Origin of the sequence: Mycobacterium tuberculosis complex sp. N0072 (assembly GCF_030323725.1) — a bacterium.
In the GTDB taxonomy this organism is placed as follows: Bacteria; Actinomycetota; Actinomycetes; order Mycobacteriales; family Mycobacteriaceae; genus Mycobacterium; species Mycobacterium tuberculosis.
Genome location: NZ_CP040689.1, coordinates 2,360,134 through 2,380,556 on the forward strand (window position 1 = coordinate 2,360,134; position 20,423 = coordinate 2,380,556).

Genomic DNA, 20,423 nt, shown 5'->3' on the forward strand with positions numbered 1-20,423 from the left:
TCGATGTCAGTGATCACCAACCCGTGTGGCACGTGGCGACCGGCGACCGGCGAGCCCGCATCGCACCAGGTATCGAGGAACTCGGACCCACCCTGGTCGAAACGGTACGCCGCCGCGACGCACTGCCCCGCATCGCCCAAGCCGTAGTAGTGGCCGCCACCCGCAACTACGGCGTCCCCGACAACGAAACCGACCTACTGCGGTCGCCCAGGCCAAGGTGGCCACCAAACGCTGCTGGCATGCAGGTGGAGTGCACAGACACGGCAGCTGCAATAGCCTTACGCGGGTGACCAACACCCCCCCACCCACCACAGGACAATGGACACCAACCCACCCCCCAGCGCCGCCGCGTTCACGCAATTGGCCGTTGGCGGCGGTGGCCAGCGTCGCGATTGCCGCGGTTGTGCTGGGTGCCGCAGCTTTAATCGTGGCACTGACGCGCCCGACGAACAGCGGTCCAGCCACCGCCGCTGGAACGACCGCCGAGCCGACATACACCGCAGCAGAAACCGCCGCCGCGCACCAAAAGTTATGCGAGGTGTACAAACTGGCAGCGCGGGCGGTCCAAATCGCGACAAACGGCGACAACCCGGCGTTCGCAAACATTGCCACAGTCAATGGTGCGGTGATGCTTCAGCAGACACTGAATACGACCCCGGCGCTCGTGCCCGGCGAGCGCACCGATGCACTTGCACTAGCAGAAGCATATGGCCAAGCTACAGCCTTTGCGATGGAGCAAGACCATCCAGCGTGGCAGTCAGCAGCCAATGATGTCAATGCCAAGGATGCGCGCATGAAGGCCATCTGCGGTGGCGGGTGATCTGCCACCCGGTCGGTGGTCGGCGCTCTTGGTGGGTGCGTGGTGGCCGGCGCGGCCCGATGCGCCGATGGCCGGGGTGACGTATTGGCGTAAGGCGGCCCAGCTCAAGCGCAACGAGGCCAACGACCTGCGCAACGAGCGATCCCTGTTAGCGGTAAACCAAGGGCGCACCGCCGACGATTTGTTGGAGCGATATTGGCGCGGCGAACAGCGACTAGCCACCATCGCGCATCAGTGCGAGGTCAAAAGCGACCAAAGCGAGCAAGTCGCGGATGCGGTGAACTATTTGCGGGATCGGCTGACCGAGATCGCACAATCCGGCAATCAGCAAATCAACCAAATCCTGGCCGGCAAAGGGCCGATAGAGGCCAAAGTTGCCGCGGTGAACGCCGTCATCGAGCAGTCGAATGCCATGGCCGACCATGTGGGAGCAACCGCGATGTCCAACATTATCGACGCGACGCAACGAGTGTTCGACGAGACCATCGGTGGTGACGCCCACACCTGGTTGCGTGACCACGGTGTAAGCCTCGACGCTCCCGCGCGGCCACGCCCAGTGACCGCTGAAGACATGACTTCTATGACGGCGAACTCGCCTGCAGGATCCCCATTCGGTGCTGCTCCGTCTGCGCCCAGTCATTCGACGACAACCAGCGGCCCGCCGACAGCTCCAACACCAACATCACCATTCGGCACTGCTCCCATGGTGCTAAGTTCATCTTCAACAAGTAGCGGCCCGCCGACAGCTCCAACACCAACATCACCATTCGGCACTGCTCCCATGCCGCCCGGCCCACCCCCACCGGGTACCGTCTCACCACCCCTACCCCCCAGCGCCCCCGCCGTTGGTGTTGGTGGCCCGTCAGTACCGGCCGCTGGCATGCCACCAGCAGCGGCGGCGGCAACAGCGCCGTTATCCCCACAGTCGTTGGGCCAGTCGTTCACCACCGGGATGACGACGGGCACGCCGGCCGCGGCCGGTGCACAGGCGCTGTCGGCGGGCGTGGTGCACGCGGCAACCGAACCCCTGCCGCCACCGGCGCCACCCCCGACGACACCCACGGTCACCACACCGACAGTCGCGACCGCCACCACGGCCGGGATTCCCCACATCCCCGACAGCGCGCCGACCCCCAGCCCGGCACCGATCGCGCCACCAACCACCGACAACGCCAGCGCCATGACACCCATCGCGCCCATGGTCGCTAATGGCCCGCCAGCATCCCCGGCCCCCCCGGCCGCCGCCCCCGCGGGGCCACTGCCCGCCTACGGCGCCGACCTGCGCCCACCGGTAACCACACCCCCTGCCACGCCACCCACCCCAACCGGACCCATCTCCGGTGCCGCGGTCACACCCTCCTCACCCGCAGCAGGCGGCTCACTAATGTCACCCGTCGTCAACAAATCCACCGCACCAGCCACCACCCAGGCCCAACCCAGCAACCCAACACCACCGCTAGCCAGCGCCACCGCGGCCGCCACCACCGGCGCCGCAGCCGGAGACACCTCCCGCCGAGCCGCCGAACAACAACGCCTACGCCGCATCCTCGACACCGTCGCCCGCCAAGAACCCGGATTATCGTGGGCTGCCGGGCTACGCGACAACGGCCAAACCACCCTGCTGGTCACCGACCTCGCCAGCGGCTGGATCCCCCCACACATTCGCCTACCCGCCCACATCACCCTGCTCGAACCGGCCCCCCGACGCCGCCACGCCACCGTCACCGACCTACTGGGCACCACCACCGTAGCCGCGGCACACCACCCCCACGGCTACCTCAGCCAACCCGACCCCGACACACCCGCACTCACCGGCGACCGCACAGCACGCATCGCACCCACAATCGACGAACTCGGACCCACCCTGGTCGAAACGGTACGCCGCCACGACACACTGCCCCGCATCGCCCAAGCCGTAGTAGTGGCCGCCACCCGCAACTACGGCGTCCCCGACAACGAAACCGACCTCCTACACCACAAAACCACCGAGATCCACCAAGCCGTACTGACCACCTACCCCAACCACGACATCGCCACGGTGGTCGATTGGATGCTGTTGGCGGCGATCAACGCACTGATCGCAGGCGACCAGTCGGGGGCGAACTATCACCTTGCCTGGGCGATCGCCGCGATATCAACGAGGAGATCCAGATGACGTCAATCGAATCGCATCCCGAACAATATTGGGCGGCGGCCGGCAGGCCAGGGCCGGTGCCGCTGGCGCTGGGACCCGTTCATCCCGGTGGACCGACGCTGATCGACCTGCTGATGGCGCTGTTTGGCTTGTCCACGAACGCCGATCTGGGAGGCACGAACGCCGACATCGAGGGAGATGACACCGATCGGCGGGCACATGCGGCCGATGCCGCGCGCAAGTTCTCGGCGAACGAGGCCAATGCGGCGGAGCAGATGCAGGGGGTGGGCGCGCAGGGAATGGCGCAGATGGCGTCAGGCATCGGCGGAGCGCTCAGCGGCGCGCTCGGCGGCGTCATGGGGCCGCTGACCCAGCTCCCGCAACAGGCGATGCAAGCCGGGCAGGGCGCCATGCAGCCGCTGATGAGTGCAATGCAACAGGCCCAAGGCGCTGACGGACTGGCGGCCGTGGACGGGGCGCGGCTGCTGGACAGCATCGGGGGCGAGCCCGGTCTTGGCAGCGGTGCAGGTGGCGGTGACGTCGGGGGCGGGGGCGCTGGCGGCACTACCCCCACCGGCTATCTGGGTCCACCACCCGTACCGACGTCGTCACCGCCGACGACTCCCGCGGGGGCACCGACCAAGTCGGCGACGATGCCCCCGCCCGGCGGCGCTTCACCTGCCTCAGCGCACATGGGTGCGGCCGGGATGCCGATGGTGCCGCCGGGCGCGATGGGCGCCCGGGGCGAAGGGAGCGGCCAAGAAAAGCCGGTCGAAAAGCGCGTGACCGCGCCTGCGGTCCCCAATGGCCAGCCGGTCAAGGGCCGCCTGACGGTGCCCCCGAGCGCACCGACCACGAAACCCACCGACGGCAAGCCCGTAGTTCGCAGGCGCATCCTGCTGCCCGAGCACAAGGACTTCGGACGCATAGCTCCCGACGAGAAGACCGATGCCGGTGAGTGACGATTCGTCGTCGGCGTTCGATCTGATTTGCGCCGAGATCGAACGCCAGTTGCGCGGCGGCGAGCTGCTCATGGATGCCGCAGCAGCATCCGAATTACTACTCACCGTGCGGTATCAGCTCGATACCCAGCCGCGGCCACTTGTCATCGTGCATGGACCGCTGTTTCAGGCCGTCAAAGCGGCCCGCGCACAGGTGTACGGACGCCTGATACAGCTGCGACACGCGCGCTGTGAGGTGCTCGATGAGCGATGGCAGCTACGGCCGACGGGTCAGCGCGATGTGCGCGCACTGCTGATCGATGTGCTGAACGTGTTGTTGGCGGCCATTACCGCCGCAGGCGTGGAACGGGCATACGCGTGCGCGGAGCGGCGGGCGATGGCCGCCGCGGTTGTCGCCAAGAATTACCGGGACGCGTTGGGTGTCGAGCTGCAGTGCAATTCCGTATGCCGAGCCGCCGCCGAGGCGATCCACGCGCTGGCGCACCGCACAGGGGCTACCGAGGATGCCGACTGCCTCCCGCCGGTTGATGTGATACACGCCGACGTTACTCGCCGCATGCATGGCGAGGTGGCGACCGACGTTGTCGGGGCCGGCGAACTGGTGATAGCGGCGCGACACTTGCTGGACCCCATGCCCAGGGGCGAGCTCAGTTACGGCCCACTCCACGAGGGGGGAAATGCGGCCCGTAAATCGGTCTATCGACGCCTGGTTCAGCTATGGCAAGCGCGCCGGGCTGTTACCGACGGTGACGTCGACCTGCGCGACGCTCGCACGCTGCTGACCGATCTGGACAGCATTTTGCGTGAGATGCGCACGGCCGCAACCATTCAACAGGCGTACACACGAGCGGAACGGCGGGCGATGGCGGCGGCGGTCGTCGCCAAGATTCGCGGCGACGCAATGGGCCTCGACGCCCAGCGCGACGCGGTACATCGCGCGGCCGCCGATGCGCTCCACGCGTTGCAATCGGTTGGCATACACCAATAGGCGACCCTTTGGCAGTTGAGGGTGTAGAGGAGATCGGCGCGTCGTTGCCGGGGCGGGAGTCGACGCCTTCCGATGATGGAGGTTCCCTACACCCATCAGGAAGACCTCGACGCGTCCATCGCCGCCGGTGGTGCGGGCTTGGCCTGTGCTGACACATGACCGCTTTCCGCCGCCTTGATTGTTGACCGGCACTGGGTTTGGGGGCGGCCGCGTCACTGTAGGTGAGTATGGGACGTGAGCGACATGTGCGACGTGGTGTCGTTCGTTGGCGCCGCCGAGCGTGTTCTGAGGGCGAGATTTCGGCCGAGCCCGGAATCTGGCCCCCCAGTTCACGCTCGGCGGTGCGGTTGGTCTCTGGGGATCAGCGCGGAGACGCTGCGCCGGTGGGCAGGTCAAGCCGAGGTCGATAGCGGTGTGGTGGCCGGCGTGTCCGCCAGCAGAAGTGGGAGCGTAAAGACCAGCGAGCTTGAGCAAACCATCGAAATACTCAAGGTCGCAACGAGTTTCTTCGCGCGGAAGTGCGACCCGCGACACCGCTGATCTGTGCGTTCGGCGACAAGCACAAGCACACCTACGGGGTCACACCGATCTGTCGGGCACTGGCCGTGCACGGCGTGCAGATCGCCTCGCGCACCTATTTCGCGGATCGCGCGGCAGCGCCTTCGAAACGCGCACTGTGGGACACCACAATCACCGAAATCCTGGCCGGCTACTACGAACCCGACGCCGAGGGCAAACGCCCACCGGAATGCCTGTACGGCAGCCTGAAGATGTGGGCGCACCTGCAGCGCCAGGGCTTCCGGTGGCCCTCTGCCACGGTGAAGACGATCATGCGGGCCAACGGTTGGCGCGGAGTGCCCCTCGCAGCGCACATCACACACCACCGAACCAGACCCGGCCGCGGCCCAGGCCCTAGACCTGGCGGGTCGGCAATGGCGGGCTTTAGCAACGAACCTGCTGGAAGCGGCCGACTTCACCTACGCGCCGATGACGTGGAGTTCCGGCTACACCGCGTTCGTGGTCGACGCCTACGCCGGTGTGATCGCGGGCTGGGAATGCTCGCTGACCAAAGACGCAGCGTTCGTCGAACGCGCATTACGCCACGGCCTTCCAGACTCACCTAGGTCACCCGTTTGGCGGAGCTATTCATCATCGCGACGCCGGAAGTCAGTATACTGCAATATATTTCGGCAAGACACCGATGCTAGCCGGGCTGCGGCCGTCGATAGGCATTGTTGGCGACGCCCTCGACAACGCCTTATGTGAAACCACGACAGGGCCCCACAGGACCGAATGCAGCCACGGCAGCCCGTTTCGTAGCGGGCCGATCCGCACCCTGGCTGACCTGGAAGACATCGCCTCGGCGTGGGTGGAGCACACCTGTCACACACAACAAGGTGTGCGAATACCCGGGAGGCTTCAACCTGCGTAGTGAGCGGAAGCGTTTCACGACGCGATCGGCTTAGCGTATGCGCGGGCCGATACCACGGGTGCACGCGATCACCTGGAACTGGTGAGTTGGCTATCGTGGTTTGGTGATTACTTGCGCTTGGGGGCTTGCCGACGGTTGCGCCGGGCGCAAGTGGGGTGCGGTTTTGCGGTTGATGGATGGTAGCTGGTGGCCCACGAGTTGAGTGCGGGTTCGGTTTTTGCCGGGTACCGGATAGAGCGGATGCTAGGTGCCGGCGGAATGGGCACCGTATATCTGGCGCGTAATCCCGATCTGCCGCGTAGCGAAGCCTTGAAAGTCCTTGCTGCGGAGTTGTCGCGTGACCTCGATTTTCGGGCACGGTTTGTCCGCGAAGCCGATGTGGCCGCGGGGTTGGATCATCCCAACATCGTGGCGGTTCATCAGCGCGGCCAGTTCGAGGGTCGGCTATGGATTGCGATGCAGTTCGTCGATGGCGGGAACGCTGAGGATGCGCTGCGGGCGGCGACCATGACCACAGCGCGGGCGGTGTACGTGATCGGCGAGGTCGCCAAGGCGCTCGACTATGCGCACCAACAAGGCGTGATACATCGCGATATCAAGCCGGCGAACTTCTTGTTGTCGCGAGCCGCTGGCGGCGATGAACGAGTGCTGCTAAGCGATTTTGGGATCGCGCGTGCGCTCGGCGACACGGGACTGACGTCCACCGGTTCGGTGCTGGCCACGTTGGCCTATGCTGCGCCGGAAGTTCTTGCAGGGCAAGGTTTTGATGGCCGGGCCGATTTGTATTCGTTGGGGTGTGCCCTATTTCGGCTACTAACCGGTGAGGCGCCGTTTGCCGCCGGTGCTGGAGCGGCGGTGGCAGTGGTGGCGGGTCATCTGCACCAACCGCCGCCGACGGTCAGCGATCGCGTGCCAGGGCTGTCGGCGGCGATGGATGCGGTGATCGCCACTGCGATGGCCAAGGATCCCATGCGTCGGTTCACCTCAGCGGGTGAATTCGCACATGCCGCCGCCGCAGCCCTGTACGGGGGAGCCACCGACGGATGGGTGCCGCCGAGCCCCGCGCCGCACGTCATATCGCAAGGCGCCGTGCCAGGTTCGCCGTGGTGGCAGCATCCGGTCGGGTCAGTGACCGCGTTGGCCACGCCGCCCGGTCACGGTTGGCCGCCAGGCCTGCCGCCGCTGCCGAGACGACCGCGCCGCTACCGTCGGGGCGTGGCGGCGGTGGCGGCCGTGATGGTGGTGGCCGCCGCGGCCGTCACCGCGGTGACCATGACATCGCACCAACCGCGGACCGCGACGCCGCCAAGCGCTGCAGCCCTTTCTCCCACCTCGTCCAGCACAACACCACCGCAACCACCGATCGTGACAAGGTCGCGCCTACCCGGGTTGTTGCCGCCCCTTGATGACGTCAAAAACTTCGTGGGCATCCAGAACCTGGTCGCCCATGAGCCAATGCTTCAACCCCAGACTCCCAACGGGTCAATCAACCCCGCGGAGTGCTGGCCGGCGGTTGGGGGTGGCGTTCCTAGCGCCTACGACCTGGGGACCGTCATCGGCTTTTACGGGTTGACAATCGACGAGCCGCCCACCGGGACTGCCCCAAATCAAGTGGGGCAACTGATCGTGGCCTTTCGCGACGCGGCCACAGCCCAAAGGCATTTGGCCGATTTGGCGTCGATCTGGCGCCGATGCGGGGGTCGAACCGTAACACTCTTCCGTAGTGAGTGGCGAAGGCCCGTTGAACTGTCGACGAGCGTTCCCGAAGTCGTTGATGGCATCACCACCATGGTGTTGACGGCGCAGGGACCGGTGCTACGAGTCCGCGAAGACCATGCGATCGCCGCGAAGAATAATGTGCTTGTCGATGTCGACATCATGACGCCCGACACCAGCCGCGGCCAGCAGGCGGTCATCGGCATCACCAACTACATCCTCGCCAAGATACCCGGCTGAGCGCGACACCATTGGCCTAGGACACCGGCACCACGATCAACTCGTGCGGGCAGTTGTTGACAGACACAGCACCGTCCTCGGTCACGATCACGATGTCCTCGATGCGGGCGCCCCACCGGCCCGGGAAATAGATTCCCGGCTCGATGGAAAACGCCATGCCGGGAACCAACACCAGGTCATTGCCGGCGACGATATAGGGCTCCTCGTGCACGCACAGCCCGATGCCGTGCCCGGTGCGGTGCACAAAATACTCCGCGAGCCCGGCCTCGGCGAGCACGTCACGCGCGGCGGCGTCCACCTGCTCCGCTGTCACCCCTGGGCGGATGGCCTCGAACGCCGCCCGCTGGGCTCGCTGCAACATCGAATATGACTGCGCTACATCAGAATCAGGCTCGCCGATGCTGTAGGTTCGGGTGGAGTCGGAGTGGTATCCAGGCCCATACGTGCCGCCGATGTCGACGACAACGATGTCACCCTCCCGCAATTCGCGGTCCGAATATCCGTGATGCGGGTCGGCGCCGTGCGGCCCGGAACCCACGATGACGAACGCTACCTCCGAATGCCCTTCGGCGACAATTGCTTCGGCGATGTCGGCGGCTACGTCGGCTTCCGTTCGGCCCGGGACCAGAAACTCCGGCACTCGGGCATGCACTCGATCGATCGCCGCGCCGGCCTTACGCAGCGCGTCGATCTCGGTTTCCTCCTTGACCATCCGCAGCCTGCGCAGCACGTCGGTGGCCAATACCGGCAGCACACCCAGTGCGTCGGCCAGCGGCAACATGTGCAACGCCGGCATGGAATCGGTGACCGCGGTCGCTACCGGAGCTCCGCCCAACACGGCACTCACCAACCCGTAGGGGTCGTCACCGTCGACCCAATCGCACACGCGCAGACCCAATTCCGCTGCGGCGGATTGCTTGAGGGCGGCGAGCTCCAGCCGCGGCAGCACAACCGCCGGCGCACCGGCGGCCGGCAACACCAACGCGGTGAGCCGCTCGAACGTCTCCGCTCGCGACCCGATGAGGTAACACAGGTCGTAGCCGGGAGTTATCACCAGACCCGCCAGACCGGCGTCCGCCGTCGCGGCCGCCGCTAAAGCCAGCCGCCGTGCATAAACCTCGGCGTCGAATCGGCGAGAACCCATGTCAGCCAGGTTAACCGCGCGTTCGCGAGCGCTGGCAAGATAGCCCGCATGCCCGCACCCGATCCGATGCGTGGCGACCCGCCGCACCCGGCTCCGCCGCGCTTGCGATCGCCACTGGACCCAACAAGTGGCGACCCGCTGCACCCGGCTCCGCCGCGCTTGCGATCGCCACTGGACCCAACAAGTGGCGACCCGCTGCACCCGGCTCCGCCGCGCTTGCGATCGCCACTGGTGCTACTGGACGGCGCCAGCATGTGGTTCCGCTCGTTCTTCGGTGTGCCATCATCGATCACCGCTCCGGATGGCCGGCCGGTCAACGCCGTACGCGGCTTCATCGACTCCATGGCGGTGGTGATCACACAGCAGCGGCCAAACCGGCTGGCGGTCTGCCTCGACTTGGATTGGCGCCCGCAGTTCCGGGTGGACCTGATCCCGTCATACAAGGCACACCGGGTGGCTGAGCCTGAGCCCAACGGCCAGCCCGACGTCGAGGAGGTGCCCGACGAGCTGACCCCGCAGGTCGACATGATCATGGAGTTACTGGACGCGTTCGGGATCGCGATGGCAGGCGCCCCGGGATTCGAAGCCGACGACGTGCTGGGCACGCTGGCAACCCGGGAGCGCCGCGACCCGGTAATCGTGGTCAGCGGAGACCGCGACCTGCTGCAAGTGGTCGCCGACGATCCGGTCCCGGTCCGGGTGCTCTACCTGGGCCGCGGCCTTGCCAAGGCCACCTTGTTCGGACCGGCCGAGGTCGCCGAGCGCTACGGGTTGCCGGCACATCGCGCCGGCGCGGCCTACGCCGAACTCGCGCTGCTGCGTGGCGATCCGTCCGACGGCCTACCCGGCGTGCCAGGCGTCGGCGAGAAGACCGCCGCTACCCTACTGGCCCGACACGGCTCGCTAGATCAGATCATGGCGGCCGCCGACGACCGCAAGACCACGATGGCCAAGGGCCTACGTACCAAACTGCTTGCCGCGTCGGCCTACATCAAGGCCGCCGACCGGGTGGTGCGGGTCGCCACCGACGCACCGGTCACGCTGTCGACACCCACCGACAGGTTGCCGCTGGTCGCAGCTGACCCGGAGCGCACCGCCGATCTGGCGACCCGATTCGGGGTTGAATCCTCGATCGCGCGACTACAAAAAGCGCTCGACACGCTGCCCGGATGACGATTACTGTGGCCGGCCGACCTCGTAGGTGCCCTTGTTGTCCTGGAAGGTCACGGTCACGCGCTTTGAGGTGCCGTCGATGCTCACCGTGCATTCGAAGGTGGCGCCCTTTTTGACCGTGGGGTCTGAACCGTTGTTGCACTTGACGTCTTTGACGTTCTTGGCGCCGTACCCCGTGGTCTCATCGGTGAGAACCTGCTGCACACCGGCCTGCGCCTTAATGACGTCCAGCTTGGTGGTGACGAAGAATCCGGGTGCCCAGAAGCCGAGTATTAGAACCGCGCCGATGAACAGCACGGCCATCACGGCGATCACGCCGCCGATCACCGCAACCGAACGCTTCGACCCCTGACCCGACTGGCCATACGGGCCGTATTGCCCGGGGTACTGACCGGGCGGTGCGTACTGGCCGGGCTGGCCGTACTGTCCCGGCTGGCCATATTGGCCCGGCTGCTGGTATTGGCCGTACTGACCGGGCACGCCGAGCTGGGTGGGCTGTGCACCGAACTGTTCGGGCTGCGCATAGCCGGGTGTGGGCTGCGGGTACTGCTGCGGGTACGCCGGGTCAGCCGGCTGTTGGTACTGCGGTGTGTACGCCGGGGCCTGCCACGTCGCCTCCTGGGTCGGCTGCTGCTGCCAGGGATATCCCGCGGCCACGGTGGGGTCCGAGGAATGGTCGGCGCCCTGGCCGGGCGGCTGCCACGGCTGCCTTGGGTCCGATCCCTGCGGTCCGCTCATCGCTTCTCCTCAGTCTGTGTTAACCGTAACTCTGGCCCAGCCTACCCGGCGTCAACCGCGACGACGCCGCGCCGAATGTCACCGATAGCGCGCTTTGCGGTAGCCCGCAGTTCGGGGTTGGGCGCAGCGTTACGAACTTGGTCCAGCAGATCGAGCACCTGACGGCACCAACGCACGAAATCCCCTGCCAATAACGGTGATCCGCTGCCGTTCACGTCGGCAGCGGCCAATGCCGCCGCTAGATCACCGGTTCGCGACCAGCGGTAGATGACTCTGACAAAGCCATCGTCGGGTTCGCGACTCGGGGTGATGCGGTGTGCCTGCTCGTCGGCGCGCAATGTTGTGGACAGCCTTGATGTCTGAGTCAGAGCCTGCCGTAACCGCGGTGTGGGCACATCGGCTCCGAACGGGGCGCCCTGGCCGTCACCACCGCGCGTCTCGTAGACCACCGCCGACACCACCCCCGCCAATTCGGCCGGCTTTAAACCCTCCCACGCACCTGTACGTAGGCACTCGGCCACCAACAGGTCGCTCTCGCTGTAAATCCGCGCCAGCAGCCGGCCGTCGTCGGTGACCACGGGATCAGTGGCCGGGCCATCGATGAACTCCCGTTCGGTGAGCAGCCCGACGAATCGGTCGAACGTGCGGGCCAACGAGTTGGTGGCGGCGGCGACCTTCCTCTCTAATTGCGCGTTGTCGCGTTCGATGCGTAAGTAACGCTCGGCCTGGCGGATCTGGTCCTCGAGCCCGGGCGAGGTATGCACCGGATGACGGCGCAATTGTTCGCGCGACGACTCCAGCTCCGGATCGTGAAACCCGCCGGCCTCGCTGACGCGCCGGGCGGCTGGAATAACCAGACCCGCGGCTGCCGATCGCAGCGCCGAGGCCAGGTCGCGCCGGACCCGCGGCTGGCGGTGCTCCACCCGCTTGGGCAGCGTCATCGACCCCACCGGCGTCGTGCCCGAGTAGTCGGCCGAGGAGATCCGTCCCGCCCATCGGTGTTCGGTTAGCACCAGCGGACGCGGGTCGTCGCGGTCGCGGGCTGATTCCAGGACGACGGCCAGACCACCGCGGCGGCCGTGGGTGATGGTGATGATGTCACCGCGGCGCAGCGCGGCCAGCGCATCGGTGGCCGCCTGCCGTCGCTGTAACCGCGACGCGCGGGCCTGCGCACGTTCCAGCTCGGACACCCGCGCGCGCAATCGAGCGTATTCGAGGATGGGCGCATCAGATCCGCCCAGTTCGGCTGCGATCTCGCCGAGTATCCTGTTGCCCCGCTCAATTCCGCGGACCAGTCCGACCACGGATCGGTCGGCCTGATATTGGGCGAACGACTGCTCGAGCAGTCGGTGCGCCTGTTGCGGACCCATCCGGTGCACCAGGTTGATCGTCATGTTGTACGACGGGGCAAACGAGCTGCGCAGCGGAAAGGTGCGGGTGGAGGCCAGGCCCGCCACCTCGGACGGTTCAATTTCCGGGTGCCAGATCACCACCGCGTGACCCTCGACGTCGATACCGCGCCGGCCGGCGCGACCGGTCAGTTGGGTGTACTCCCCCGGCGTCAGCGGCATGTGCTGCTCACCGTTGAACTTCACCAGCCGCTCCAGCACCACCGTGCGGGCCGGCATGTTGATACCGAGCGCCAGAGTCTCGGTGGCGAATACAGCCTTGACCAAACCGGCGGTGAACAGCTCCTCCACCGTGTGCCGGAAGGCCGGCAACATGCCCGCGTGGTGGGCGGCCAGACCGCGCAGTAACCCTTCCCGCCATTCGTAGTAGCCGAGTACCGCCAGGTCGGAGTCGGCCAGGTCACCGCAGCGGTGGTCGATCACCTCGGCGATCCGTGCGCGCTCCTCTTCGCTGGTCAACCGCAGCGGTGACCGCAGGCATTGGGTGACCGCGGCGTCACAACCGGCCCGGGAGAACACGAAGGTGATCGCCGGCAACAGCCCTTCAGCGTCGAGTTTGGCGATCACCTCGGGTCGGCCGGGTGGCCGGTAGAAGCCGGGCCGGCCCGAGCCTCGGCGCCGAGGCTGCCAATCGGCCATCCGGTCGGCCTCACGGCGATGCGCGATGTGGCGCAGCAACTCGCGGTTGACTTGGGGCTGCCCTTCGGCTTCGCCGATCCGGTAATCGAACAGGTCGAACATGCGCTTGCCCACCAAGACGTGTTGCCACAACGGCACCGGCCGATGCTCGTCGACCACCACCGTGGTGTCGCCCCGCACCGTCTGGATCCAACCGCCGAACTCCTCGGCGTTGCTCACCGTCGCCGACAGGCTGACCACCCGCACGTCGTCGGGCAGTTGCAGGATCACCTCCTCCCACACCGGACCCCGCATCCGGTCGGCGAGGAAATGCACCTCATCCATCACCACATAGGAAAGCCCCTGCAGCGCAGGCGAATCCGCGTAGAGCATGTTGCGCAGCACTTCGGTGGTCATCACCACCACCGGCGCGTTGCCGTTGACCGACAGGTCACCGGTCAGCAGCCCGATCTGGTCACGGCCGTAGCGTGCTGTGAGATCGGTGTGCTTTTGGTTGCTCAGGGCTTTCAGCGGCGTGGTGTAGAAACATTTACTGCCGGCCGCCAGCGCCAGGTGCACGGCGAACTCGCCGACCACCGTCTTGCCAGCGCCGGTCGGCGCGCACACCAGCACACCGTGGCCGCGTTCCAGCGCGCTGCAAGCCCGCTGCTGAAAGTCGTCGAGCGAGAACGGTAGTTCCGCGGTGAACCGGTCCAGCTCGGCCAGCTCAGTCACGTCGCCGCCGCCTCGCCTGGGCTGGCGAGCAGACGCAAAATCCCCCGCACGCCCGGCGTGTCGGGGGATTTTGCGTCTGCTCGCCAGTTGACCGCGCCCGCTCGCGGCTAGCGGGCCTACGTGACGTCGTCATGAGATCCGATGACCGATGGCGCCGGCACCGGCGAGGGCGGGTCGATGACCGAAGCTTCGTCGTCGGGAATCGCGGCTTCGCGCTTGGCTTTTCGCTTGTCATGCACGCGGGCGATCTGAATGGCGAGCTCTAGCAGCACGGTCAACGCCGCACCGAGCGCGGTCATCGAGAACGGATCGGATCCGGGCGTGAAGATCGCCGCGAAGACGAACATCGCAAAGATCAACCCGCGCCGCCAAGACTTGAGCCGCTCATAGGTCAGCAGGCCCGCCAGGTTCAGCATCACGATCAGCAGGGGGAATTCGAAGCTGACCCCGAACACCACCAGCAGGTTGAGCAGAAAGCCAAAGTAGCGGTCGCCAGACAGCGCGGTCACCTGCACGTCGCTGCCGACGGTCAACAAAAAGCCCAACGCCTTGGACAACACCAGGTAGGCCAGTACGGCACCGGCGACGAACAGCACCGCTGCTGGGATCACGAAGGCCACCGCGAAGCGGCGCTCCCTCTGGTAGAGACCAGGCGTGATGAACGCCCACAGCTGGTAGAACCACACCGGGCAAGCCAGCACAATGCCGGCGGCCATCCCGACCTTGAGCCGCAACATGAACTGGTCGAACGGCGCGGTGGCCAACAAACGGCACTCTCCGTCGGCGCTGATATCCGCCCGGGCCGACTGCGGCAGGGCACAGTAGGGATGCCGCAGCCACTCTCCGAGGCTGTCCAACCCGAAAATCGAATGCGAATACCAGACGAACCCGAAGATTGTGGTGACCAAGATCGCGGCCAGGGAGATCAGCAACCTGGTGCGTAACTCGGTCAGGTGGTCGACCAGCGACATCGTCGCGTCAGGATTGACGCGGCTGCGCCTGTTACGTGGGTTGAGCCGTTTGAGAAGACCGGCGGCGCGCACTGAAGCGACGCCCGAGCTAAGCCGGCCGAGCCTCGGTGCTGTCTTGACCAGACGCCGCTGAGGGGTCGACACGCTGCGATTGCACCGGCGTGGGGGTCTCGATAGACGCTTCCGCTTTGTTCTCGTTCTGCAGTTCACGGACCTCGGACTTAAAGATTCGCAATGACTTGCCCAACGAGCGCGCCGCATCGGGGAGCTTCTTGGCACCGAACAACACGATCACCACGACAGCGAGGATCGCCCAATGCCACGGACTCAGACTGCCCACTTTGATTACCTCCAGACGTTGACCCGATGCTACCGCAGCGGCCGCGGCACCCGGAGATTTCGCGCCGTCACGGCGGCGCAGCTGCCTGGTATGCATCCAGCGCGGCCGTCGCGGCGTCGCGAACCCGCTGAGCGAGCGACTCCGGCGCCAGAACGCGCACGTCCGAACCGAAGCCCAGCAATAGGCGCGTCATCCAATCCTCAGAGGCGTAGGTCATGGCCACCTCACAGGAGCCGTCCGGCAGCTGTCGTAGCTCCCGAATCGGGTAGTACTCCAGCATCCACGAGGCCGACGGTGCCACCCGCAACGTCGCCGACGGCAGCGATAGGTCACCGTCGAACAGCGACGTGTCCGGTGGCGCCTGCCGTGCCGATTCCGGCGGAACCGCGGGCTCGCCCAACTCGGCGGCATCGACAATCCGGTCGAAACGGAACAGGCGAACCCCTTCGGCCTCACGCGACCAGGCCTCCAAATAGCTGTGCCCGCCGATCAACAGCACCCGGATGGGATCCACGATCCGAGTGGTGAGGGTGTCATGCGACGCGGCGTAATAGTCGATGGTCAGCGCCCGACTGTTCCGCACCGCGGCCCGTACGGCCGCGGCGGCCGGGCTTTCTGTGGGTGCCTGTTCGGCAACGGCGGCCACCGCGCCGGCCGCGGCGGCGATCTTGGCGATGGCGCTGCGCGCCGCCTGCGGGTCAACCACGCCGGGAATGTCCGCTAGCGCCCGCAACGCCACCAGCAGCCCGGTGGCCTCCGGCGATGTGAGCTTTAACGGCCGGTCGATGCCCGCCGAGAACGTCACCTCGATGGTGTCACCGCAGAATTCGAAGTCGATGAGGTCACCCGGGGAATAGCCCGGAAGGCCGCACATCCACAGCTGGTTGAGGTCCTCCTCCAGCTGCTTGGCGGTGACACCCAGCTCGGCGGCGGCCTCGGCGCGGGTGATCCGGGGGTTGGCCTGGAAGTACGGCACCATGTTGAGCAGCCGCACCAGCCGGGTGGACAGGGCGCTCATGCCAGTGCTCCGGCTTGCGCGCGTAGTCGGGCCAGCACATCGTCGCGCAGAGACCCGGGCTGCAGCACGATTGCGTCGGCCCCATAGCCGGTGATCTCACGCGCCAGCCGGTCGCTGGATCGAATCTCAAGCTCGATCACCTCGCCATCGCGACCACCAAGTTGTCGCGGCCCGGCGGACCGCCCGGCACGTCGCAACGCGGTGGCCCGACCCTCGGCTACCCATACCGTGGCTTGCTCACCGGTCGGCACCTCCGTCACCTTCTGCGCCACGATGCTGCGTAGGTCCACACCGGCAGGCACGGTGGTTGCGCCGGCCGGCCCGATTGGCGTCACCTGCGCTCCGATCCGGGACAGCCGGAAGACGCGGGTTGCATCCCGGTCGCGGTCGTGGCCGACCAGATACCAGCGGCCCTTCTCGGTAACCACACCCCACGGCTCGACGGTCCGAACGGTGTACGGCTCTGCGCGCGACGATCGATGAGAGAACTGCACCACCTGCCCGGAATCGATGGCCGACAACAAGATTCCGAGAACGTCCTCAGAGCCGCGCAGTCCCGAAACGGCCGCCGCCGACGCGATGGCCACCGGTGCCCCGGTATCCAAGGGATCGACGTCCACCCCGGCGGCCCGCAGCTTCAGCAACGCGCCCTGGGTCGCGGTGATCAACTCCGGTGACTCCCACAGCTGGGTGGCGACGGCTACCGCGGCCGCCTCATCCGGGGTCAGCTCGACAGGCGACAGGGCGTAGGCGTCGCGGTTGATGCGATAGCCCTCGGTGGGCTCCAACGCCGAGACCCTGCCGACCTCGAGCGGAATGCCGAGGTCACGCAGCTCGTTCTTGTCGCGCTCGAACATCCGGGAGAACGCCTCAACGCTGGGGCTGTCCGAATAGCCTGCCACGCTGGACCTGATCTTCTCCGCAGTGATGTAGCCACGAGTGGACAGCAAGGCTATGACGAGATTGACCAGCCGTTCGACTTTCGAGGTCGCCATTGGTGGTGCTACATGCTCGCGATCAGCCGCTTAACCCGCTCATCGACCGCCCGGAACGGGTCTTTGCACAGCACGGTGCGCTGCGCCTGGTCGTTGAGTTTGAGATGTACCCAGTCGACGGTGAAATCACGTCCCGCCTCCTGCGCGGCGCTGATGAACTCACCGCGCAGCCGGGCCCGGGTGGTCTGTGGGGGCTGATCGACGGCCTCCGCGATTTCTTCGTCGGTGGTGACGCGCGCGGCCAACCCTTTGCGCTGCAGGAGATCAAAGATCCCGCGTCCGCGCTTGATGTCGTGGTAGGCCAGATCCAGCTGAGCGATCTTCGGGTGGGACAACTCCATGTCATAGCGGTCCTGATAACGCTGAAACAGCTTGCGTTTGATCACCCAGTCGATTTCGGTGTCGACCTTGGCGAAATCCTGGCTTTCGACGGCATCGAGTTGGCGGCCCCACAGGTCGACGACCTGCTCGATCTGCGCGTTGGGCTCCCGAGTCTGCAAGTGCTCGACTGCGCGGGTGTAGTACTCCCGCTGGATGTCCAGCGCGCTGGCCTGACGGCCTCCCGCCAACCGCACCGGCCGGCGACCGGTGACATCATGGCTAACCTCACGGATGGCGCGGATCGGGTTATCCAGGGAAAAATCACGGAAGGCGACTCCACTTTCGATCATTTCCAGCACGAGCGCCGCGGTGCCCACCTTGAGCATGGTGGTGGTCTCGGACATGTTGGAGTCGCCGACGATGACGTGCAGCCGCCGGTACTTCTCGGCGTCGGCATGTGGCTCGTCGCGGGTGTTGATAATGGGGCGGGATCGGGTCGTGGCGCTAGAGACGCCCTCCCAAATGTGTTCGGCGCGTTGGCTTAAGCAGTAGGTGGCGGCCTTGGGGGTCTGCAGCACCTTGCCGGCCCCGCAGATCAGCTGGCGGGTGACCAGGAAGGGCAGCAGCACGTCGGAGATCCGGGAGAACTCACCGGCCCGCACGATCAGGTAGTTTTCGTGGCAGCCGTAGGAGTTGCCCGCCGAATCGGTGTTGTTCTTGAACAGGTAGATGTCGCCGCCGATGCCCTCGTCGGCCAGCCGCTGCTCGGCGTCAACGAGCAGGTCTTCCAGCACCCATTCACCGGCCCGGTCATGGGTGACCAGCTGCACCAGGCTGTCGCATTCGGCGGTGGCGTACTCGGGATGACTGCCCACGTCGAGATACAGGCGCGCACCGTTACGCAGGAAGACGTTGGAGCTGCGGCCCCAGGACACCACACGGCGAAACAGGTAGCGGGCCACCTCGTCCGGGGACAGCCGACGGTGACCGTGAAATGTGCAGGTGACACCGAACTCGGTTTCGATGCCCATGATTCGACGCTGCACGTATTTGAGGGTACTGGTTGTTGGTTGGCGGCGGCGCGATAGCCACGCCCGTTACCCGTCCGGGCCGGACGGGCCGGGGACTCCGAACAGCAGCCCGCCGGTGCCGCCGCTGCCGCCGGGCCCCGCGGCCCCGTCCGGAGTACCGGGTCCGCCGGCGGCGCCAGCCCCACCGGCGCCACCGTCGCCGAACAAGATGGCGGTGCCGCCGTGCCCGCCGACACCGCCCGGCCCGCCGGGCGAGGTGGTGTTCATGCCGGGCCCCCCTTGGCCGGCGGCCCCGCCGGCGCCACCGTTGCCGTACCACACGCCGCCGTTGCCACCGCTGCCGCCGGGGTTGCCCGCGCCCCCGACGCCACCGCTGCTGACCGAGCCAGGCGCGCCGCTCCCGCCGCTACCGCCGGCACCACCGTTGCCGATGAGCCGCGCGCTGCCGCCGTTGCCGGCGTTGGTGGAGCCAATAAATGGCAGCCCCCCATTACCGCCGTCGCCGCCGCCGCCGCCATCGCCGTACAGCCACCCGCCGACCCCACCGTCGCCGCCGCGACTACCTACCTGGAACAGGCGCGCACCGAGCCCTGGGTCGCCGCCGTTGCCGCCGCCGCCGCCGACACCAATCAGCCCCGCGTCGCCGCCCCGGCCACCGCTGCCGCCCAACCCGGCGAAACCGTCGCTGGAGACGCCGGTACCTGCATCGCCACCGTTGCCGCCGGAACCGGCCGCCCCTCCATTGCCGTACAGCAGCCCGCCGGCGCCACCGAACTGGCCGAAGCCGCCACTGCCGCCACTGCCGCCGGCCTTGCCGCTCCCGCCGTGCCCACCGTCCCCACCGTTTCCGCCGGCACCGCCGTGACCGATCAGCCCCGCCCGTCCACCCAAACCGCCATCGCCTCCCCCGCCGCCAGCACCGAGGTCTCCCACACCGTTGTCACCGGTACCGCCGACTCCCCCGGCACCCCCGTTGCCCAGCAGCAATCCGCCCAGGCCGCCATTGCCTCCTGCACCGCCGGGCGCACCGTTGCCGCCCCTGCCGCCGTTGCCGATCAGCCCCGCTGACCCGCCGGCTCCCCCGGCAACCCCGGGGCTCGTGCTGTCGCCACCGTTGCCGCCGTTGCCCCACAAGATGCCGCCGTCCCCGCCGGGCTGTCCCACCGGACCACTGGCCCCGTCGGCGCCGTCGCCGACCAGCGGACGCCCCAGCAGCGTCTGGGTGGGCGCGTTCACCGCGTTCAGCAGGTTCTGCTGCGCGTTGGCAATCTCGGCGCTCGCATATGAACCTCCACCGGCGTTAAGCAGTTGGACGAACCGGTCATGAAACGCCGCCGCCTGGGCGCTGACCGCTTGATAGCTCTGGGCCTGGGCGCCAAATAGCGCCGCTATGCCCGCCGACACCTCATCGGCGGCGGGCGCCAACGCCCCCGTCGTCGGGACCGCCGCCGCCGCGTTCGCTGCCCTGATGGTCGAACGGATGGCCGCTAAATCCGTGGCCGCAGCCAGCAATGCCTCCGGGCTCGCAATCACAAACGACATTGCGCACCTCCCACCAACCCGCGATAACCCGGCTGCGCCGGAACCGTCGATGCGTATGGCAGGAATATCGTATTGCGATCCCCCACCCTCAGTCGG

14 protein-coding genes and 4 pseudogenes are annotated in these 20,423 nt (G+C 66.9%); 8 read left to right on the top strand and 10 right to left on the bottom strand.

The genetic code is table 11. The features are described 5' to 3' along the window. Positions 1-35 precede the first annotated feature (35 nt). Positions 36-200 (top strand): annotated as a pseudogene (locus FF952_RS11040) (DUF5631 domain-containing protein); the annotation flags it as partial. On the opposite strand, the pseudogene FF952_RS11045 reads toward FF952_RS11040, so the two are convergent. Beyond that, positions 167-546, bottom strand: a pseudogene (locus FF952_RS11045) (hypothetical protein). The pseudogenes FF952_RS11040 and FF952_RS11045 overlap by 34 nt on opposite strands. On the opposite strand from FF952_RS11045, the gene FF952_RS11050 reads away from it, so the two are divergent. The 6 genes and pseudogenes from FF952_RS11050 to pknJ all read left to right on the top strand — a co-directional run bounded on the left by FF952_RS11050 (position 428) and on the right by pknJ (position 8,292). Further along, the gene (locus tag FF952_RS11050) at positions 428-820 is read left to right on the top strand and encodes a hypothetical protein (protein WP_223695514.1); all 393 of its coding nucleotides are present in this window, start codon (positions 428-430) and stop codon (positions 818-820) included. The pseudogene FF952_RS11045 and the gene FF952_RS11050 overlap by 119 nt on opposite strands. Further along, positions 810-2,975: a DUF5631 domain-containing protein gene (locus tag FF952_RS11055; RefSeq protein ID WP_003904775.1), complete on the top strand. Its 2,166-nt coding sequence runs from the start codon at positions 810-812 to the stop codon at positions 2,973-2,975. Before FF952_RS11050 ends, FF952_RS11055 begins: the two co-directional genes overlap by 11 nt. Continuing rightward, positions 2,972-3,916, top strand: coding sequence for a hypothetical protein (locus tag FF952_RS11060; RefSeq protein ID WP_003903746.1), 945 nt, complete (start codon positions 2,972-2,974; stop codon positions 3,914-3,916). The genes FF952_RS11055 and FF952_RS11060 overlap by 4 nt, the downstream gene beginning before the upstream one ends. Further along, a pseudogene (locus tag FF952_RS11065) lies at positions 3,909-5,056 on the top strand (hypothetical protein). The gene FF952_RS11060 and the pseudogene FF952_RS11065 overlap by 8 nt, the downstream one beginning before the upstream one ends. Positions 5,057-5,258: 202 nt before the next feature. Beyond that, a pseudogene (locus FF952_RS11070) lies at positions 5,259-6,336 on the top strand (transposase family protein); the annotation flags it as partial. 186 nt (positions 6,337-6,522) lie between these two features. After that, positions 6,523-8,292, top strand: a complete 1,770-nt coding sequence (gene pknJ / locus FF952_RS11075; RefSeq protein ID WP_003410735.1) for a serine/threonine protein kinase PknJ — start codon at positions 6,523-6,525, stop codon at positions 8,290-8,292. A gap of 16 nt (positions 8,293-8,308) precedes the next feature. On the opposite strand, the gene FF952_RS11080 is transcribed toward pknJ, so the two are convergent. Beyond that, positions 8,309-9,436 (bottom strand): M24 family metallopeptidase, encoded by a 1,128-nt coding sequence (locus tag FF952_RS11080; RefSeq protein ID WP_003410743.1) that lies wholly within the window; start codon positions 9,434-9,436, stop codon positions 8,309-8,311. A gap of 216 nt (positions 9,437-9,652) precedes the next feature. Here FF952_RS11080 and FF952_RS11085 point away from each other — a divergent pair, with 216 nt between their 5' ends. Continuing rightward, positions 9,653-10,609: a 5'-3' exonuclease gene (locus FF952_RS11085; protein WP_014588488.1), complete on the top strand. Its 957-nt coding sequence runs from the start codon at positions 9,653-9,655 to the stop codon at positions 10,607-10,609. A 3-nt stretch (positions 10,610-10,612) separates the two neighbouring features. Here the strand turns inward: FF952_RS11085 and FF952_RS11090 are convergent, their stop codons facing one another. From FF952_RS11090 to FF952_RS11125, 8 genes are all read right to left on the bottom strand, one after another. After that, on the bottom strand, positions 10,613-11,347 hold the full coding sequence (locus FF952_RS11090) for a DUF4333 domain-containing protein (RefSeq protein ID WP_003410762.1): 735 nt from the start codon (positions 11,345-11,347) through the stop codon (positions 10,613-10,615). A 41-nt stretch (positions 11,348-11,388) separates the two neighbouring features. Continuing rightward, a complete protein-coding gene (locus FF952_RS11095) occupies positions 11,389-14,109 on the bottom strand; it encodes a DEAD/DEAH box helicase (RefSeq protein WP_003899167.1) in 2,721 nt (906 codons plus the stop codon). A gap of 116 nt (positions 14,110-14,225) precedes the next feature. After that, entirely contained in the window at positions 14,226-15,152 is a 927-nt protein-coding gene (gene tatC, locus FF952_RS11100) for a twin-arginine translocase subunit TatC (RefSeq protein ID WP_003410764.1), read from the bottom strand. Between the two features lie 16 nt (positions 15,153-15,168). Then, positions 15,169-15,420, bottom strand: coding sequence for a Sec-independent protein translocase subunit TatA (gene tatA, locus FF952_RS11105; RefSeq protein ID WP_003410768.1), 252 nt, complete (start codon positions 15,418-15,420; stop codon positions 15,169-15,171). Positions 15,421-15,487: 67 nt separating this feature from the next. Further along, entirely contained in the window at positions 15,488-16,438 is a 951-nt protein-coding gene (locus tag FF952_RS11110; RefSeq protein WP_003410772.1) for a helix-turn-helix transcriptional regulator, read from the bottom strand. After that, positions 16,435-17,433, bottom strand: coding sequence for a helix-turn-helix transcriptional regulator (locus FF952_RS11115; RefSeq protein ID WP_003410775.1), 999 nt, complete (start codon positions 17,431-17,433; stop codon positions 16,435-16,437). The genes FF952_RS11110 and FF952_RS11115 overlap by 4 nt, the downstream gene beginning before the upstream one ends. A gap of 8 nt (positions 17,434-17,441) precedes the next feature. Then, complete coding sequence (gene pafA / locus FF952_RS11120; RefSeq protein WP_003410781.1) at positions 17,442-18,800, bottom strand: Pup--protein ligase; 1,359 nt, start codon at positions 18,798-18,800, stop codon at positions 17,442-17,444. A gap of 51 nt (positions 18,801-18,851) precedes the next feature. After that, entirely contained in the window at positions 18,852-20,327 is a 1,476-nt protein-coding gene (locus tag FF952_RS11125; protein ID WP_003410786.1) for a PE family protein, read from the bottom strand. Positions 20,328-20,423 lie beyond the last annotated feature (96 nt).

Excerpts from the sequence above, each read along its gene's own strand:
- FF952_RS11060 (WP_003903746.1), top strand. The coding sequence starts at position 2,972 with ATGACGTCAATCGAATCGCATCCCGAACAATATTGGGCGGCGGCCGGC.
- FF952_RS11080 (WP_003410743.1), bottom strand. The coding sequence starts at position 9,436 with ATGGGTTCTCGCCGATTCGACGCCGAGGTTTATGCACGGCGGCTGGCT.
- FF952_RS11090 (WP_003410762.1), bottom strand. The coding sequence starts at position 11,347 with ATGAGCGGACCGCAGGGATCGGACCCAAGGCAGCCGTGGCAGCCGCCC.
- FF952_RS11110 (WP_003410772.1), bottom strand. The coding sequence starts at position 16,438 with ATGAGCGCCCTGTCCACCCGGCTGGTGCGGCTGCTCAACATGGTGCCG.
- FF952_RS11115 (WP_003410775.1), bottom strand. The coding sequence starts at position 17,433 with ATGGCGACCTCGAAAGTCGAACGGCTGGTCAATCTCGTCATAGCCTTG.
- FF952_RS11125 (WP_003410786.1), bottom strand. The coding sequence starts at position 20,327 with ATGTCGTTTGTGATTGCGAGCCCGGAGGCATTGCTGGCTGCGGCCACG.